The 15,620-nt window shown below is 72.1% G+C and carries 17 protein-coding genes; 5 read left to right on the forward strand and 12 right to left on the reverse strand.

All coding sequences use genetic code 11. The features are described from left to right. Positions 1-26 precede the first annotated feature (26 nt). A complete protein-coding gene (msrB, locus tag Q7L73_RS02965) occupies positions 27-425 on the reverse strand; it encodes a peptide-methionine (R)-S-oxide reductase MsrB (protein WP_304686050.1) in 399 nt (132 codons plus the stop codon). 217 nt (positions 426-642) lie between these two features. Next, positions 643-1,305, reverse strand: coding sequence for a SigB/SigF/SigG family RNA polymerase sigma factor (locus tag Q7L73_RS02970; protein ID WP_304686052.1), 663 nt, complete (start codon positions 1,303-1,305; stop codon positions 643-645). On the opposite strand from Q7L73_RS02970, the gene Q7L73_RS02975 reads away from it, so the two are divergent. Together Q7L73_RS02975 and Q7L73_RS02980 are read left to right on the forward strand one after the other, a co-directional pair. Further along, positions 1,291-1,524 (forward strand): hypothetical protein, encoded by a 234-nt coding sequence (locus Q7L73_RS02975; protein WP_304686054.1) that lies wholly within the window; start codon positions 1,291-1,293, stop codon positions 1,522-1,524. The two genes, Q7L73_RS02970 and Q7L73_RS02975, sit on opposite strands and share 15 nt — an antisense overlap. Then, complete coding sequence (locus tag Q7L73_RS02980) at positions 1,521-2,105, forward strand: ANTAR domain-containing response regulator (protein ID WP_304686055.1); 585 nt, start codon at positions 1,521-1,523, stop codon at positions 2,103-2,105. The genes Q7L73_RS02975 and Q7L73_RS02980 overlap by 4 nt, the downstream gene beginning before the upstream one ends. A gap of 4 nt (positions 2,106-2,109) precedes the next feature. Here the strand turns inward: Q7L73_RS02980 and Q7L73_RS02985 are convergent, their stop codons facing one another. The 5 genes from Q7L73_RS02985 to Q7L73_RS03005 all read right to left on the reverse strand — a co-directional run bounded on the left by Q7L73_RS02985 (position 2,110) and on the right by Q7L73_RS03005 (position 8,317). Then, positions 2,110-2,409, reverse strand: coding sequence for a hypothetical protein (locus Q7L73_RS02985; protein ID WP_304686057.1), 300 nt, complete (start codon positions 2,407-2,409; stop codon positions 2,110-2,112). Between the two features lie 27 nt (positions 2,410-2,436). Further along, positions 2,437-3,399: a hypothetical protein gene (locus Q7L73_RS02990; protein WP_304686059.1), complete on the reverse strand. Its 963-nt coding sequence runs from the start codon at positions 3,397-3,399 to the stop codon at positions 2,437-2,439. A gap of 147 nt (positions 3,400-3,546) precedes the next feature. After that, complete coding sequence (locus Q7L73_RS02995; RefSeq protein WP_304686061.1) at positions 3,547-4,260, reverse strand: DoxX family membrane protein; 714 nt, start codon at positions 4,258-4,260, stop codon at positions 3,547-3,549. Between the two features lie 236 nt (positions 4,261-4,496). After that, a complete protein-coding gene (locus tag Q7L73_RS03000; RefSeq protein WP_304686062.1) occupies positions 4,497-7,379 on the reverse strand; it encodes a vitamin B12-dependent ribonucleotide reductase in 2,883 nt (960 codons plus the stop codon). Between the two features lie 248 nt (positions 7,380-7,627). Then, positions 7,628-8,317: a hypothetical protein gene (locus tag Q7L73_RS03005; protein ID WP_304686063.1), complete on the reverse strand. Its 690-nt coding sequence runs from the start codon at positions 8,315-8,317 to the stop codon at positions 7,628-7,630. A gap of 84 nt (positions 8,318-8,401) precedes the next feature. On the opposite strand from Q7L73_RS03005, the gene galE reads away from it, so the two are divergent. Then, positions 8,402-9,388 (forward strand): UDP-glucose 4-epimerase GalE, encoded by a 987-nt coding sequence (gene galE, locus Q7L73_RS03010; RefSeq protein ID WP_304686065.1) that lies wholly within the window; start codon positions 8,402-8,404, stop codon positions 9,386-9,388. Between the two features lie 30 nt (positions 9,389-9,418). Here galE and Q7L73_RS03015 read toward each other — a convergent pair whose 3' ends face one another. Further along, positions 9,419-10,333, reverse strand: coding sequence for an SDR family oxidoreductase (locus Q7L73_RS03015; RefSeq protein WP_304686066.1), 915 nt, complete (start codon positions 10,331-10,333; stop codon positions 9,419-9,421). A 32-nt stretch (positions 10,334-10,365) separates the two neighbouring features. Between Q7L73_RS03015 and Q7L73_RS03020 the strand changes: the two genes are divergently transcribed. After that, a complete protein-coding gene (locus Q7L73_RS03020) occupies positions 10,366-11,487 on the forward strand; it encodes a hypothetical protein (protein WP_304686067.1) in 1,122 nt (373 codons plus the stop codon). 58 nt (positions 11,488-11,545) lie between these two features. On the opposite strand, the gene Q7L73_RS03025 is transcribed toward Q7L73_RS03020, so the two are convergent. Both Q7L73_RS03025 and Q7L73_RS03030 read right to left on the reverse strand, forming a co-directional pair. After that, positions 11,546-11,797, reverse strand: a complete 252-nt coding sequence (locus Q7L73_RS03025) for a hypothetical protein (protein ID WP_304686068.1) — start codon at positions 11,795-11,797, stop codon at positions 11,546-11,548. A gap of 45 nt (positions 11,798-11,842) precedes the next feature. Next, the gene (locus Q7L73_RS03030) at positions 11,843-12,073 is read right to left on the reverse strand and encodes a hypothetical protein (RefSeq protein ID WP_304686069.1); all 231 of its coding nucleotides are present in this window, start codon (positions 12,071-12,073) and stop codon (positions 11,843-11,845) included. A gap of 99 nt (positions 12,074-12,172) precedes the next feature. Between Q7L73_RS03030 and Q7L73_RS03035 the strand changes: the two genes are divergently transcribed. Continuing rightward, positions 12,173-12,751 (forward strand): TetR/AcrR family transcriptional regulator, encoded by a 579-nt coding sequence (locus tag Q7L73_RS03035; protein ID WP_304686075.1) that lies wholly within the window; start codon positions 12,173-12,175, stop codon positions 12,749-12,751. Positions 12,752-12,757: 6 nt separating this feature from the next. Here the strand turns inward: Q7L73_RS03035 and Q7L73_RS03040 are convergent, their stop codons facing one another. Further along, positions 12,758-13,228, reverse strand: a complete 471-nt coding sequence (locus Q7L73_RS03040; RefSeq protein ID WP_304686081.1) for a DUF4232 domain-containing protein — start codon at positions 13,226-13,228, stop codon at positions 12,758-12,760. A 135-nt stretch (positions 13,229-13,363) separates the two neighbouring features. After that, complete coding sequence (locus tag Q7L73_RS03045) at positions 13,364-15,619, reverse strand: glycoside hydrolase family 3 N-terminal domain-containing protein (protein ID WP_304686085.1); 2,256 nt, start codon at positions 15,617-15,619, stop codon at positions 13,364-13,366. Position 15,620 lies beyond the last annotated feature (1 nt).

Consider the following 15,620-nt stretch of genomic DNA (forward strand, 5'->3'; position numbering starts at 1 on the left):
GGAATTCAGCCGCTGTCGGCCGTCTGTCAGCTTCTGGGGTCCAGCTCCAGCGCCGCGGAGTTGATGCAGTAGCGCAGGCCGGTCGGCGCCGGGCCGTCGTCGAAGACGTGCCCGAGGTGCCCGCCGCATCTGTTGCAGAGGACCTCCGTGCGGACCATGAAGTGGCTCGTGTCACGCTCCTCGGCGACCGCGCCGTCGTTGGCCGGCGAGTGGAAGCTCGGCCAGCCGGAGCCGGAGTCGTACTTCGTGTCGGAGACGAACAGCTCCTCGCCGCACGCGGCGCAGCGGTAGACGCCGTCTGTTCTCTCGTTCACGTACTCACCGGTGAACGGCCGCTCGGTGCCCTTCTCGCGCAGCACGGCGTACTGCTCCGGCGACAGCTGCTCGCGCCACTCGGCGTCGCTCTTGGTGACCTTGCTCGCCATGGTTCCGCCTTCCTCGTTCTCGTAAATGCTCTCCTGTGAAGATAGCCGCACCGGTTTAGAGCGTCTTGAGGGAACGTTCAGGGCGCGTTGGGAAGCGTGGTGCACGATCTCTCGCATGGAAAGCACCGCACTCCAAATCGCCGCCGCGGTCGTCGTCGCGCTCGCTGCGGTCACATACGCCCTGATGATCTGGGCGGCCGAGCACCGCTCCTAGGCCTCAGCGCGCCTGCGACTCCAGCCGCATCCGCATCAATGCGGTGCGGATCAGTCGCGAGACGTGCATCTGCGAGACCCCGATGCGCTCGCCGATCTCGCTCTGCGTGAGGTCCTCCTCGAAGCGCAGCCGCAGGATCTCTCTCTCGCGCGGCTCCAGCACTCTCGCCAGCCGCGCGAGCGTCGCGCGGTCGCGCGCGCGGTCGAGCTCGTCGTCATGGCCGCCGAGCCGCTCGCCGATCGTCGGCGCCTCGTCGTCGCCGCCGGCGCGCGTCGGCGCGTCGAGCGACAGCGCGCGGTGGGCGCCGGAGACCTCCAGCGCCTCCAGCACGGCCTCGACCGTCAGCCCGGTGTCGTGCGCGAGCTGGGCCGGCGTCGGCGCTCTGCCGACGTGGCTCTTGAGCGCCTTCTCGACCCGCAGCGAGGCCTCCTTCAGGTCGCGCGGGACATGGATCGCCCAGCCGCGGTCGCGGAAGTGGCGGCGCAGCTCGCCGAGGATCGTCGGCACCGCGTAGGAGCTGAAGCTGACGCCGCGCTCGGCGTCGTAGCGGTCGACCGCCTTCACCAGCCCGATCGAGGCGACCTGGACGAGGTCCTCATACGGCTCGCCGCTGTCGGCGTAGCGACGCGCGAGATGCCGCGCGAGTCCGAGATGCTGCTCGATCATGCGCTGACGTTCGACGTCGCCATCGCGCCGGTAAGCTGGCGGCCGTCCATGACCCCGCCCGTCTCCATCGAGCCTGTCGTCGTTCGTCTTCACCTGCGCGCGGCCCCTTCGGCTGCTGGAAGCGCCGGGGGTCTGGGGCGCGTCAAGTGGACCAGCGACGTTCGCCGGTTGGGATTCCCGGATGATATCGAGCAGCTCGAACAGGAGGACCGGAAATGAGCGTTGGAGGGCTGCGGGTGCTCGTCGCCGACGAGGATCGCGAGGCGCTGGAGCGGCTGGCCGAGACGCTGCGAGGGCTCGGGCACGAGGTGACGGCGTTCGCGATCGACGTCTCAGAGGTGGCGGCGAAGGTCGTCGGCGAGGAGCCGGACGTCTCGATGGTCGTCCTCCACGTCGACGACGACCACGCGCTGGCGCTGATCGAGGAGATCTCCGCCTACTCCAGCGGGCCGGTGATCGCGCTGACGCTGAGGGAGGACCCGGAGTTCGTCGCGCGCGCCGCCGATCGCGGCATCGACGCCTACGCCCGCCCCGAGACGCCGGACGCGGTCCAGAGCGCGATCGAGCTGGCGCTGCGCCGCCACGCCGAGTTGGCGCGGCTGGAGTCGAAGGTCGAGCAGCTCGAGGGCGCGCTCGAGCGGCGCGCCGTGATCGAGCGCGCCAAGGGGATCCTGATGGAGCGCCACCAGACCGACGCGCTGACCGCGTTCGAGCGCCTGCGCACGCACGCCCGCGCCAACCGCCGTCGCGTCGTCGACGTCGCGCGCGAGGTCGGCGAAGGCGTGCTGCAGCTGCCGTAGCGGCTCAGCCGCGGCGGTCTGCGAGCGCCCAGCTGGCGGCGCCGCTGACGGCGGCGACCGACAGCACCGACGGCCACGCGCCGATGCGCTTGGCGAGCGGGTGCGAGGCGCCGAAGCCGGCGAGATAGGTGCCCAGCAGCACGGCGGCGGCCGGCGCGCCGGCGCGGCGCGCCCATTCACGCGTGCACCAGGCGCCGGCGACGCCGAGGACGGCGCCGCCGAGCGGGCGCACGCCGGTCTCGCGCGCGACGAGGTAGCCGCCGACGAGCGAGCCGGCGGCGATCGGAGCGGTGGGAAGAGCCATGCCCCGATCGTAGTCAGCGGGCCTCGCTCAGGCGTTGATCGTGTAGTACGCGTAGAGGTCGGTGTCGAAGAGGCCGTGTCTGGCGGTGTGGACCGAGCAGGTCGCCATGTTGGGACCGGTGAGGCTGACCGTGCAGGTGACGTTCTCCTTGTTGCCGATCTTGTATTCCATCGCCATCGTGATCGTGTATGTGGTCGACGGCGGCGAGGGGAAGCTGCCGTAGCCGAGCGTGACCGAGTTGCCGCAGCCGCGGCCGTCCTCGCCGTCGGACTGCCACGACATGTACGAGTCGTCGCCGCTGTTGGAGGACTGCGTCGGCTGCTGCGCCCAGCTGTCGGTCGACCACTTCGTGTAGCCGACGTTCTGGTACCAGAGCTGCGGCGCAGCCTCGTCGCCGGCCATCACCTCGGCCGAGCAGTACTGCCCGTCGTGCGGGCTGCCGAGGTTGAGCGAGGCGCTGCCGAACTGCGCCGGCAGCGCTCTGTCGACCGCCAGCCCGCGCGGGGTGACGCCGCTGCCGGGGACCTGCCGCAGCGGCTGCGCGTCGTAGCTGAGCGTGCGGGCGCGCGCGTTCCAGCGCGGCTTCGCGAGCCGCAGCGCGAGCGCGTCGCGGCGGCGGTCGGCGCCGTGCAGCTCGATCGCCGCGCGCGTCGAGCGGCCGCCGGCGAACAGCGCCTTCACGAGCGCGCCGGTCGCGACCGTCCGGTCGCCGCGGGCCGGTCTGCGGTCGAAGGTGCGCGTTCGGACCGTCACGCCGCGCAGCGTCAGCCGGTACCTGCCGCCGCCGGTCGCTCTCAGTGTGCCGCCGCGGGCGTCGTGGGAGAACAGCAGCAGCCGGTCGGCGACGAGCGCCTTCGGAGCCGGCTTCGCGGCGGCCGTGGCCGCCGTGGCCGCGGGCGCCGCGAGCGGTGCCGGGGCGGCCTGCGCCGTGCCTGCGGCGGCGAGCGCCAGCCCGGGGACGAGGGCGAGCGCGACGGAGGACTTCTTCACAGCTTCCTGCTTCCGATCGGGGACGTCACACTCGATGATCGGCCACGCGCGGGAGAACGTGAAGGCGCCAGCAGTCGGCGTGCTGACATGGCGAGGAGCCCCGCCGGGGCGGGGCTCGTCGGGTCGGGGATCGGTGCGGGGAGGCTCCTACTCGAGCCAGGGGAGACGGCGGACCAGCTTGCTGCGGGACCAGATCCGGCCGAGGCCGATGGTGTCGCCGGCCTTCACCAGCGCCAGGCCGATCAGCACGATCGCGTAGACGAGGTGCTCGTCCATGAAGACGTGGTTGGCAGGCGGCAGCGAGGCGCTCCACATCAGCACCATCATCAGCGCGCCGGCGCCGGCTGCGAGGCGCATCGCGACGCCGCTCATCAGCGCGACGCCGAGGAAGGCCAGACCAGCCATGAACAGCACGTTGACGACGACGTTGCCGGCGATGTCGTGGTAGATCCCGCTGAAGGGGCCGACCGAGGCGCCGAGGAAGCCCTTGGTCGGGTTGCCGCCGTTGAGGACCGAGTCGGCCGAGGCGGTGCTGTGACCGAGCCCGAAGAGCTTGTCGAGGAACGCCCACAGGAAGATGCTGCCGAGCGCCAGGCGCGCCGCGGCCCAGGCGTAGCGGGCGGCGGCCTCGCGACTGAGCGCGTGCCCGGCGGCCTCGACGCGGGCCGGCACGGAGGCGTCGCGGCGGTCGACAGCGGGCGCCGCGGCTCCGGCGGCGATCGAGGCGGCGGCGTCGACACGCGGCGCGGCGGGCGCGGCGGCGGATGCGGCGGCCTCGCGCGGCGCGCCGGAGGCGACCTCGCGGCGGCGGCGGACGCGGGCGGGAGCGACGTCGGGGTTGAGTTGCGCGGAGCGGGACATGTGTTGCCTCCCAGCGGGTCGGCGGTCGGTCTTCGTTGGTGACGTGACACAACCTACGACCGCCCGGCCGCGGCGCCATCGGGGTCACCTGCGCGTCCGCCGTCCGTGGAAACCACGGCCCGCGTCTCCGTGGCGACGTGCAACGACGCGACGCCGCGCCGCACGCGCCCCTGAACGCGGAGAGGGCCGCCCTTGCGGGCGGCCCTCTCACAGCACAGCTCAGATGTGGCTGCGGATCAGCCGCAGCCGGTGTTGTTGCCGCAGCTGGAGCAGGTGTAGCAGGAGCCCGTCCGCTGCATCATGCCGCCGCACTGCTCGCAGGCGGGGCCGAGGTCGAGGCCGAAGTTGCCGATCTTCGCCGGCACGACCGGCGGGGTGTCGGTCAGCGCGGCGGTCGCCGGGCGGACGTTGGCCTGCGGCGCGGGCGCCGGGGCCGCCAGCGACGGGCCGGAGGTGTCGCCGTTGACCGACATCGCCGTGTCCTGCGCGGTCTTGCGGGCGCGCACGGCCGGGGTCAGGATCCCCAGCTCCTCCTGGATCTCCTCGTCGAGGAAGCGGGAGGCGAGCCAGCGCATGATGTAGTCCGGCATCGACTTCGCGAAGGGGATCTCCGGATTGGTCGTCATGCCCTCCGGCTCGAAGCGCATGTAGCTGAACTTCTGCACGAGCGTCTCGAGCGGCACGCCGTACTGCAGCGCGATCGAGACCATCGTCGCGAACGAGTTCATCATGCCGCGGAGGGTCGAGCCCTCCTTGCCGATGTCGGTCAGGAAGATCTCGCCGACCGAGCCGTCCGGGTAGAGGCCGGCCGTTATGTACCCCTCGTGACCGGCGAGCGAGAACTTGTGCGTCAGCGACTGACGCTCGCGGGGCATCCTTCTGCGCGCCGGCTCCGCGCTCGCGGCGACGAGCTGGCCGGCCTTCTTGGTCGCCTCGGCGACCGCGCCCTCGATCGCCGCGTCGAGCTCCTCCTGCGTGTACTGCGCGCCCGGCTTGGCGCCCTTGTCCTTCTGCGCGTCGGTGCGCAGCGCCTGCGCCGTCTTCGAGCCGTCGCGGTAGATCGCGAGCGCCTTGACGCCGAGCCGCCACGCCTGGATGTAGGCGTCGGCGATGTCCTCGACGGTCGCCGTCTGCGGCAGGTTGACCGTCTTCGAGATCGCGCCGGAGATGAAGGGCTGGATCGCGCCCATCATCTTGATGTGGCCCATGTGCGAGATCGCGCGCTCGCCGACGGCCACGTCGAAGACCGGCAGGTGCTCGGCCGCGAGGCCGGGGGCGCCGACGATCGTGCCCTTGTCGTTGATGTGCGCGGAGATCTGCTCGATCTCGGAGTCCGAGTAGCCGAGCTCTCTCAGCGCCAGCGGCACCGTTCTGTTGACGATCGTCATCGAGCCGCCGCCGACGAGCTCCTTGAACTTGACGAGCGAGAAGTCCGGCTCGACGCCGGTCGTGTCGCAGTCCATCAGGAAGGAGATCGTGCCGGTCGGCGCGAGCACCGTCGCCTGCGCGTTGCGGTAGCCGTTGCGCTCGCCCAGCTCGACCGCGTCGTCCCAGACGCGGCGCGCGGCGGCCAGCAGCGGCTCGTCGGCGCTGGCCTCGGCGGGGATCGCGTACGAGGCGTCGCGGTGCATCCGCATGACCGCGTTGTGCGGCTCGCGGTTCTCCTCGTAGCGCTCGAAGGTGCCGACGGCGCCGGCGATCTCGGCCGAGCGCTGGTAGGCGCGGCCGGTCATCAGCGCGGTGATCGCGGCGGCGGCGCCGCGGCCCGCGTCGGAGTCGTACGGCATGCCGTTCGACATCAGGTAGGCGCCGAGGTTGGCGTAGCCGAGGCCGAGCTGGCGGAAGGCGTTGGCGTTCTTGCCGATGCCCTCGGTCGGGTAGCTGGAGGCGCCGACGACGATCTCCTGCGCGAGGAAGACGATGTCGATCGCGTGCTCGAAGGCGGCGACGTCGAAGCTGCCGTCCTGACGACGGAACTTCATCAGGTTGAGCGAGGCGAGGTTGCAGGCCGAGTCGTCGACGTGCATGTACTCCGAGCACGGGTTCGAGGCGTTGATGCGCCCCGAGTTCGGGCTCGTGTGCCACTGGTTGATCGTCGTGTCGTACTGAACGCCCGGGTCGGCGCAGCGCCACGCGGCCTCCGCGATCTCGCGCATCAGCTCGCGCGCGTCGAGCGTCTTGACGGCGTCGCCGGTCGTGCGGGCGATCAGGTTCCACTCTCTGCCCTGCTCGACCGCGTGCATGAACTCGTCCGAGACGCGGACCGAGTTGTTCGCGTTCTGGTACTGGATCGAGGTGAAGCCGTCACCGTCGATCGACATGTCGAAGCCCGCGTCGCGCAGCGCCTCGGCCTTGTCCTCCTCCTTCGCCTTGCACCAGACGAACTCCTGGATGTCCGGGTGGTCGACGTCGAGCACGACCATCTTGGCGGCGCGGCGCGTCTTGCCGCCCGACTTGATCGTGCCGGCCCAGGAGTCGGCGCCGCGCATGAAGGAGACGGGGCCGGACGCGGTGCCGCCCTTTCTCAGGTGCTCCATCGAGCCGCGGATGTTCGAGAGGTTGATGCCCGAGCCGGAGCCGCCGCGGAAGATGTTGCCTTCCTTGGTGTTCCAGGCGAGGATCGAGTCCATCGTGTCGTCGACGGAGAGGATGAAGCAGGCCGAGCACTGCGGCTGCTCCTCGAAGCCGACGTTGAACCAGACCGGCGAGTTGAACGCCGCCAGCTGGTGCAGCAGGATGTGCGTCAGCTCGGCCTCGAAGGTGTCGCCGTCCTCGACGGAGGCGAAGTAGCCGCGCTGACGGCCCCAGTCGGCGATCGTGCCGGCGACGCGGCCGATCATCTGTCTGACCGATCTCTCGCGGGCTGGCGTGTTGAGCTGGCCGCGGAAGTACTTCTGCGAGACGATGTTGGTCGCGTTCTGGGACCAGCTGGCGGGGAACTCGACGCCGAGCTGCTCGAAGCTGACCTTGTCCCCGTGACCGATACGGGCATCGCGCAGCTCCCACTCGACGGCGTCGAACGGATGCACGCCAGGGGTGGTGAAGCGGCGAGAGAGGCGCAGGGCCTCACCTGGTTGGGTGCCGGTCGATGTCGTCGGGGTCTGCGAGAGATGTGCCATGCCTGCCTGCTCCTTGTGTGTTTCCCCGCTGTTTCCGCGAACGTCCCCCTCCGGCTCGGCCTGCGAGAGGGGGTCTGTGATCGTCTCGAACGTGTCGGACGGTAAGCGAAAACCCCTGGAAACCACTTATTTTAGCGGGTCAGGGGCGAGTGCTGAACGTCCTCGGGACCGTAGCCGACGGGTCCGACGGAAGCGGCGGCCTCCGCCGCTAATTCCGGGAAAAAGATCGTCGCGCCTGGACGGGTGTGTCAGCGCCCGAGCCGCAGCCAGTCGGTGAACTCGGCCCAGGTGCTGCTGACGCGGTAGCCGGCCTCGCGCCAGGAGTGGCGCGCACGGGCGGCCCAGGCCGGATCCCAGCCGCGCAGCCGCCACCAGCCCCACGCGAGCAGCGCCAGCAGCAGCAGCGCCCCGAGCGCGATCGCGCCGAGCACCAACGGTCTCGTCGAGCGCTTCGTCGGCGGCGGCTGGACGCCGGGGGTCGTCGTCACCTGCGGCGTCGCGGCGGCGACCGGCGGGGTCGCGGCCGGCGTCGTCACCGGCGGGACGTTCGGCTCGGCGCCGAGCGTCGTCGTGCCGGCGCCGCCGGCGGCCGGGGTGGTCGTCCCCGGCGCGGTCTCGGTGCCGGCCGCGGGCGTCGTCGCGACGCCGCCGGTCGGCGCGATCCCTCTGCAGTCGCCCGCTCTGTGCGCCGCGATCCCTCTCTCGATCGCCTCTCTCAGCTGCGGCACGGCGCCTTCGAACTCGGCCGGGATCCCCGCCAGCGCCGACTCCAGGTCGGCCTGCGAGAAGGTGCACGGGTCGAGTCTGGCGCCGCCGGCGACGAACGCGTCGGAGACTCTGTTGAAGGTCGCGCGGTCGGCACAGGCGGCGGCGCTGCCGAGCAGCAGGAGCGCGAGCACGAGCGCGAGCACGCGGCGGATGCGGGTGCGGGACGTCATCGCGAAGTCAGGATGCTACCCAGTGCCGCGTCTGGACCGCCCACCCTCAGGAGGCCGCCAGGGTCGCCTGGTAGAAACCGGGCCATGAAGCTTCTCGTCACCGGCGGCGCCGGATACATCGGATCGATCGTCGCGCAGCAGCTGCTGAGCGACGGCCACGAGGTCGTGGTGCTCGACAGCCTCGCGCGCGGACACCGCGAGGCGGTGCCGTCCGGCGCCCGCCTGATCGAGCTGGACCTGCTCGAGGCCGACGCGCTGCGCGACGCGGTCGCCGAGGGCTTCGACGGCGCGCTCCACTTCGCCGCGTACGCGCTCGTCGCCGAGTCGGTCGCGAGACCGGAGCTGTACTACCGCAACAACGTCGTCGGCTCGCTCAACCTGCTCGACGCGCTGCGCGCGGCCGGCGTCCAGCGGCTCGTCTTCTCCTCCACCTGCGCCGTCTACGGCGAGCCGGAGGTCGTGCCGATGGACGAGTCGACGCCGACCCGCCCGGTCAACTCCTACGGCGCCTCGAAGCTCGCCGTCGACGGGATGATCGCCGACGAGTGCCGCGCCCACGGCCTCGGCGCCGTCTCGCTGCGCTACTTCAACGTCGCCGGCGCGAGCGGCTGCCTGGGCGAGGACCACGAGCCCGAGACCCACCTGATCCCGAACGTCCTGCGCGCCGCGCAGGGGCTCCAGGACGCGGTCAAGATCTTCGGCACCGACTACCCGACGCCGGACGGCACCGCCGTGCGCGACTACATCCACGTCGAGGACCTGGCGCGCGCGCACGTGCTCGCGCTCGACGGCGCGCGCCCCGGCGAGCACCGCATCTTCAACCTCGGCAGCGGCGACGGCTACTCGGTCCGCGAGGTCGTCGAGGCGGTCAGAGCGGTCACCGGCCTCGACGTGCCGGCGCAGGAGGCCGGCCGCCGTCCGGGCGACCCGCCGAGACTCGTCGCCGCCAACGGCAAGATCCGCGCCGAGCTGGGCTGGGCGCCGACGAAGTCGCTGACCGACATGGTCGGCGACGCGTGGAGATTCGCGCAGGATCGGCCGCAGGGCTACAAGGGCGCGCACGCGCGCTGACGCGCGCGCCCCGGCGGCGGCGCGACCGGGTCAGCCGGCTCTCGCCGCCGCGCGCGCCGCGCTGTCGGCGGCGCCGCCGGCGCCGACCGGCGCGGTCACGGCGGCGGCGCCCTCGCGCTCGATCGCGGCCAGCATCGCGTCCTCGACCGCCGGCACCTCTCTGCGGCCGCCGCGGTCGACCAGCACCGACAGCGGGCCGCGCAGCAGGATCGCGACGCGCACCCAGCCCGGCACGGTGATCCAGCGGCGGCGCCGCTCGATCCCGTCGACGACGCCGTTGACGCACTCCTCCAGCGTCGAGGTCTTGCCCATCGGGCCGGAGAGCTTCTCGCGCATGCCGCCGAGCTCTCCGCGCGCGTCGGCGCCGCGCACCATGTCGGTGTCGATCCACGAGAAGTAGGCGACGCCGACGTCGACGCCGTGACGCGCGACCTCGGTCCGCAGCGTGTTGCCGAGCGCCTCGACGCCGGCCTTGCTGACGTTGTACGCCGACATGAAGGGGGCGTGCGCGACGGCCGCCAGCGAGGCGATCTGGAGCACGTAGCCGCGCCGCGCGATCACGTGCGGCAGGACCGCGCGGATCGTCCGCCAGCTGCCCAGCAGGTTGACCTCGACGACCCGCTCCCACGCGTCGGGGTCGATCGAGCGGACGGTGCCGCCGGTCGCGATGCCGGCGTTGACGATCGCGACGTCGATCCCGCCGAAGCGCTCGACCGCCGCCGCGACCGCGCCCTCGATCGCCTCGCGGTCGGTCACGTCGGCCTCGAACCAGGCGGCGTCGGGGCCGCACTCGGCGGCGACCTTCGCCAGCTCGCCGGGCTCCAGGCCGACGAGCGCGACCTTCGCGCCGCGCGCCGCGAGCGCGCGGGCGACCCCGGCGCCGATCCCGCGGGCGGCGCCGGTGACGAGCACGACCTGACCTGAGATGGGGCGTCTGGAAGCCATGGGAGGACGCTACCCGGATAACCTCGGGAGCGATGGCGGTTCAGGTCCTTCCCGGCACGGAGCATCACCCCAACGCGCAGGCGACGCTCGGCGCCGCGCTCGCGCCCGGCGGCCACCCGTCGCACGCCTACCTCTTCCACGGCCCCGCCGGCAGCGGCAAGCGGACCGCCGCCCGCGCCTTCGCGGCCGCGCTGCTGGCCGACGGCTCCGCCGATCCCGAGGGCGTCCGCAGGCGCGTCGACCACGGCACCCACCCCGATCTGACGTGGGTGACGCCGAGCGGCGCGCACGAGATGCTCGTCGGCGACATCGAGGAGCCGGTCGTCGCGGCGGCGGCGATGACGCCGTTCGAGGCGAGCAAGCGCGTGTTCGTGATCGAGCGCGCCGACACGCTGATCGAGCAGGCCGCCAACAAGATGCTGAAGACGTTGGAGGAGCCGGCGCCGTTCGTCCACATCGTGCTGCTGAGCGACCGCCTCGCCGAGGTGCTGCCGACGATCCGCTCGCGCTGTCAGCTGGTCCGCTTCGACGCGCTCACGCCCGCGCAGCTGGAGGCGAAGCTGGGGCGTCACGGGATCGCGCCGGAGCTGGCCGCCGCCTGCGCGCGGCTGTCGCTCGGCGACGGCGAGCGGGCGCTGGAGCTGGCGCTCGGCGACGGGCCGGCCCTGCGCGCCGGCGGCGAGCGCTTCGCGCGCGCGGCGATCCACGCCAAGGTCGCCCAGACGAGACCGTGGGCCGACCTGCTGAGCGTCAAGCGGGCGCGCGGCGAGGAGGCGGTCGCGAGGCTGGAGCAGCAGCTTGCCGACGAGCTGGAGCTGGTCTCCAGAAGAGAGCGGCGGAGAGTCGAGAACAGCTACGGCGAGCGGATCAGACGCACGAGACGGCGCGTCGAGACCGGCGCGCTCGACCTCGGCCTGCAGCTGTCGTCGCTGTGGCTGCGCGACGTCGCCTGCCTGCTGTGGCAGACGCCGGAGCTGGTCCACAACAGTGACCGCGCGCAGGAGCTGGCGCGCGACGCCGAGGGGCGCAGAGCGGACACGCTGCGCGCCGCCGTCGAGCTGGTCGAGGAGACCCGCCGGCGGCTGCGCAGCAACGTGACCGAGGAGCTGGCGCTGGAGGCGCTGGCCTACCGCCTCGAAGCGCTGCTGAACTGAGCCGGCGCGCGCTGTGCGGCGCGGGCGCGCGACGCGCTCTACCGCCGCAGCGCGACCATCAGCGGTAGCCCTCAGGCCACCGGCCGTGTCTGTCGTAGTACTCGCGCGCCTGCTCCTCGCGCGAGCGCTCGTCGTTGGAGCGGATCGACAGGCGGAAGAGGAGGTTGAGCATCAGCACGATCACCGCGGTGCCGATCAGCATCACGCCGAGGCCGCCCCACTTGTCGGTGTGCGTCTCCAGCAGCCAGATGCCGGCGATCGTCAGGACCACCGGCAGGCCGTAGCGGACGGCTGGGACGACGATGCGCATCCGTCCAGGATGTCACGACCCGCGCCGCGGCGCGGGCAGCGAGCGTCAGCCGGCGACGTCCTCGGTCGGCTCGTAGAGGTCGATGCCGAGCGGGCGGATCCGCTTCAGCGTCACCGCGCGGGCGAGCGCGCGGCCGAAATCGGAGTCGGCGTGCCAGTAGTCGGCGCCAGCGAGGGTGGCAACCCGTTGGACGGGCATCACGCCGTAGCGACGCAGGATCAGCACGATCTCCTCGACCTCGGCTTCCAGCCGAGCAGCGGAGGCGTCACGGGACACGGGCGCGATCTTCGCGGGTCGGCGCCGCGGGCGCAAGGGCGCTGGCAGGACTCTCAGGAACGGCTTCGGCGAAGGCCGCGACCTGATACCACTCGACACGTGTCTCAGCGCACGGTCGAAGACGACGCCCTGCTCGACGCCGCGCGCGCCTGCGTGCTGGCCGTCGGCGTGCGCCGCACGACGGTCACGGACGTGGCGCGTCGGGCCGGCGTCAGCCGCATGACGCTCTACCGCCGCTACCCCGACATCAGCTCGCTGATCAGCGCCCTGATGACGCGCGAGTTCAGCGCGCTCGGGGAGGAGGTCAAGCGGATCGCCGCGAAGCTGCCAAACGCGCGTGCGAGGCTCGTCGAGGAGGCCGTCCTCGGCGCCGACCGGCTGACCCGCAACCCGCTCTTCCTGCGAATCGTCGACGTCGACCCGGAGCTGCTGCTGCCGTACGTGACGACCCGGCTCGGCAGCTTCCAGCAGCTCGTCGTCGCCGACTTCGAGCAGCAGGTCCGCGACGGGGTCGCGGACCGGTCGGTCGAGGCCTCCGATCCGGTGATCGTCGCGCGCTCGATCGAGCTGGCGCTGCGCGGCTTCGTGCTGCAGACGCTGGCGGAGGGCGCGGAGGCGGCGCGCGAGCCGGAGCTGGCCGAGCTGCGCCGCCTGCTCGATCGCTACCTCGCGCCCTAGCGGGTCCTACAGCGACATCGGCTGCACGACGATGCGGCCCTTCTCGCAGACCGGGCCGAGGCTCCAGCGCAGCACCAGGTGGTTGGTCGCGTTCGGTGGCGTCACCTCGAAGCGCGCCGGGTTCGGCTGGCAGCGGCCGCTCTGCGAGTCGCCCGTGCCGGCGACCGCGCCCCAGTGCAGCAGCGTCTTCGCCGACGCGCCCGGTCTGAGGACGATCGTGCGCGGCGTGCGGCTGCGGTCGCGGACGATGTTGGTCGGGATGTCGGCGCCGCTCTTGGCCAGCAGCTGGCCGCCCGGGTAGCCGAACAGGCTGCAGGCGCGCGAGGACTTGTTGCGCAGCCGCAGCGTCGCGTAGCGCTGGCCGGCGCCGGGCGAGCCCGCCTTCAGCGAGCCGGCGAGCTGCGGAACGGTGCAGCGGGCCGGGGTCGCGGCGGAGGCGGCGGAGGGGATGAGGGCGACGGTGGCGACGGCTGCCATCGCGACCGCGAGTTCCCGCCGGCGTGCCGCGGTGCGGCGTGCCGACGTGGAACTCGCAATGCGAAGCACCGCGCCCAGGGTGCGATTGAGTCGGGGCATGCAGTGAGCATTCCCCGACGCGCGGGCCGCTCCTGCCTACTCGACCGTGAAGCTGGCCTCCAGACCGCCGACCGAGCTGTTGGAGACCCAGACCGTGAAGGCGCCCGGCTCGACGACGCTTCTGCCGGAGGCGTCGAGCAGCGCGAGGTCGTCGCGGTCGAGTCTGAACGTGACGCGCTGCGATGCGCCCGGCTGCAGCGTCACGCGCGAGAAGCCGCGCAGCGATCTGACCGGCCGCGTGACCGAGGCGACTCTGTCGCGCAGGTACAGCTGCACGACCTCGTCGCCGGCGCGGCGGCCGACGTTGCGCACGGTCGCGCTGACGCTGACCGAGCCGTCGGCGTCGATCGTCCCCGGCGAGACGCTCAGGTCGCTGAGCGCGAATCTCGTGTAGGAGAGTCCGAAGCCGAACGGGTAGAGCGGCGTGTTGTCGACGTCGAGGTACTTCGACGTGTACTTGTTGGCCGGGTCGAACGGCCGCCCGGTCGGCTTCTCGTCGTAGTGGATCGGGATCTGGCCGGTGCTGCGCGGGAACGTCACCGGCAGCTTGCCGCCGGGGTCGACCTTGCCGGTCAGCACGTCGGCGACGGCGTTGCCGGCCTCGCTGCCGGGGTACCACGCCTCGACGATCGCGGGCGCGTGTCTGGCGGCCCAGTCGATCGTCAGCGGGCGGCCGTTCATCAGCACGACGACGTACGGCTTGCCGGTCGCGGCGATCGCTTTCAGCAGCTGCTCCTGCTTGCCGGGCAGGTCGATTCTGCTGCGCGCGGAGGCCTCCCCGCTCCAGTCCCACGGCTCGCCGAGCACGACGACCGCGGCCTGCGAGGAGCGCACGGCGGCGAGCGCGTTGCCGAAGCCGCCGCTCGATCTGCAGGGCGCGTCGCAGCCCTGCGCGTAGCGGACGTTGCGGCTGCCGTAGACCTGCTCGAGCCCGTCGCGGATGGTGACGACGTCGGACTCCTTGCCGTCGCCGATCCAGGTGCCCATCATGTCGACCTGCGAGTCGGCGAGCGGGCCGACGAGCGCGACCTTGCGCAGGTCGCGCGACAGCGGCAGCGCGCCGCCGTCGTTCTTCAGCAGCACCATCGAGCGGCCGGCGATCCGGCGCGCCTCGCGGCGGTGCTGCGGGTCGCTCAGGACGGCCGCCTCTCTCGACGCGTCGACGTACGGTCTGTCGAACAGCCCGAGGCGGTACTTCAGCCGCAGCACGTGGCGGACGGCCTCGTCGATCGTCGCCTCCGACAGCTTGCCCTCGGCGACCAGTCTCTCGCCGTTCTCGGCGATCGTTCTCGACACCATCTCGATGTCGGTGCCGGCGTTGACCGCGAGCTGCGCCGCGTCGGCGTCGTCGGCGGCGACACCGTGGATGATCAGCTCTCTGATCGCGGTGTAGTCGGAGACGACCGGGCCGTCGAAGCCCCACTCTCTCCGCAGCACGTCTCTCAGCACGTACGGGTTGGCGGTCGCCGGCACGCCGTTGACCTCGTTGAAGGAGGTCATGAACGTCGCGACGCCGGCATCGACGGCCGCTCTGAACGGCGGGAAGTAGAACTCGCGCAGGCGGCGGTCGGAGACGTCGACGGTGTTGTAGTCGCGGCCGGCCTCGGTGCCGCCGTAGGCGACCCAGTGCTTCGCGGTCGCGGCGACGCGATCCGGTCTGGAGTAGTCGTCGCCCTGGAAGCCGTGCACGCGCGCGGCGGAGAAGACCGAGCCGAGGTAGGAGTCCTCGCCGGCGCCCTCGACGATCCGGCCCCAGCGCGGGTCGCGCGTGACGTCGACCATCGGGGCGAAGGTCCAGGCGACGCCGGCGGCGCGCGCCTCCTGCGCGGCGATCGACGCTGACAGCTCGGCGGCGGCCGGGTCCCAGCTGCTGGCCTCGCCGAGCGGGACCGGGAAGACGGTGCGGTAGCCGTGGATCACGTCGAAGCTGAACAGCAGCGGGATTCTCAGCGACGACTCCTCCAGCGCGACTCTCTGCGCCGCGTTGGTGGCGGCGGCGCCGCGGCCGTTGAGCGTCGAGCCGAGGCGGCCCTCGCGGACGAGCTGCAGCTGGTCGTCTCTCAGTCTGCCGCTGGGGAAGTCGGCGTCGAGCTGCTGCAGCTGGCCGAGCTTCTGCTGCAGGGTCATTCTCGACAGCCAGTCGTCGATTCTCGCCTCGATCGCGTCGTTGGGGTTGTCGGCGGTCGCGGGCGGCGCGCTGTCGCGGGGGATCAGCAGCAGCGCCAGCGCGAGCAGCGCCGCGACGGCAGCGGCGAGCGCGATCCGCAGGCGGATGGGTACGGGTCGTGACATT

It is taken from the genome of Conexibacter sp. CPCC 205762, assembly GCF_030646155.1.
Classification (GTDB): domain Bacteria; phylum Actinomycetota; class Thermoleophilia; order Solirubrobacterales; family Solirubrobacteraceae; genus Conexibacter.

What these genes read in the sequence shown, in the direction of transcription:
- Q7L73_RS02975 (WP_304686054.1), top strand. Translation starts at nt 1,291, where the DNA reads ATGCTGCTCGATCATGCGCTGACGTTCGACGTCGCCATCGCGCCGGTA.
- Q7L73_RS03045 (WP_304686085.1), bottom strand. Translation starts at nt 15,619, where the DNA reads ATGTCACGACCCGTACCCATCCGCCTGCGGATCGCGCTCGCCGCTGCC.
- Q7L73_RS03000 (WP_304686062.1), bottom strand. Translation starts at nt 7,379, where the DNA reads ATGGCACATCTCTCGCAGACCCCGACGACATCGACCGGCACCCAACCA.
- Q7L73_RS03005 (WP_304686063.1), bottom strand. Translation starts at nt 8,317, where the DNA reads ATGACGTCCCGCACCCGCATCCGCCGCGTGCTCGCGCTCGTGCTCGCG.
- Q7L73_RS02980 (WP_304686055.1), top strand. Translation starts at nt 1,521, where the DNA reads ATGAGCGTTGGAGGGCTGCGGGTGCTCGTCGCCGACGAGGATCGCGAG.
- Q7L73_RS03025 (WP_304686068.1), bottom strand. Translation starts at nt 11,797, where the DNA reads ATGCGCATCGTCGTCCCAGCCGTCCGCTACGGCCTGCCGGTGGTCCTG.
- msrB (WP_304686050.1), bottom strand. Translation starts at nt 425, where the DNA reads ATGGCGAGCAAGGTCACCAAGAGCGACGCCGAGTGGCGCGAGCAGCTG.
- Q7L73_RS03015 (WP_304686066.1), bottom strand. Translation starts at nt 10,333, where the DNA reads ATGGCTTCCAGACGCCCCATCTCAGGTCAGGTCGTGCTCGTCACCGGC.
- Q7L73_RS02995 (WP_304686061.1), bottom strand. Translation starts at nt 4,260, where the DNA reads ATGTCCCGCTCCGCGCAACTCAACCCCGACGTCGCTCCCGCCCGCGTC.
- Q7L73_RS03020 (WP_304686067.1), top strand. Translation starts at nt 10,366, where the DNA reads ATGGCGGTTCAGGTCCTTCCCGGCACGGAGCATCACCCCAACGCGCAG.
- Q7L73_RS03040 (WP_304686081.1), bottom strand. Translation starts at nt 13,228, where the DNA reads ATGGCAGCCGTCGCCACCGTCGCCCTCATCCCCTCCGCCGCCTCCGCC.
- Q7L73_RS02970 (WP_304686052.1), bottom strand. Translation starts at nt 1,305, where the DNA reads ATGATCGAGCAGCATCTCGGACTCGCGCGGCATCTCGCGCGTCGCTAC.
- Q7L73_RS02985 (WP_304686057.1), bottom strand. Translation starts at nt 2,409, where the DNA reads ATGGCTCTTCCCACCGCTCCGATCGCCGCCGGCTCGCTCGTCGGCGGC.
- galE (WP_304686065.1), top strand. Translation starts at nt 8,402, where the DNA reads ATGAAGCTTCTCGTCACCGGCGGCGCCGGATACATCGGATCGATCGTC.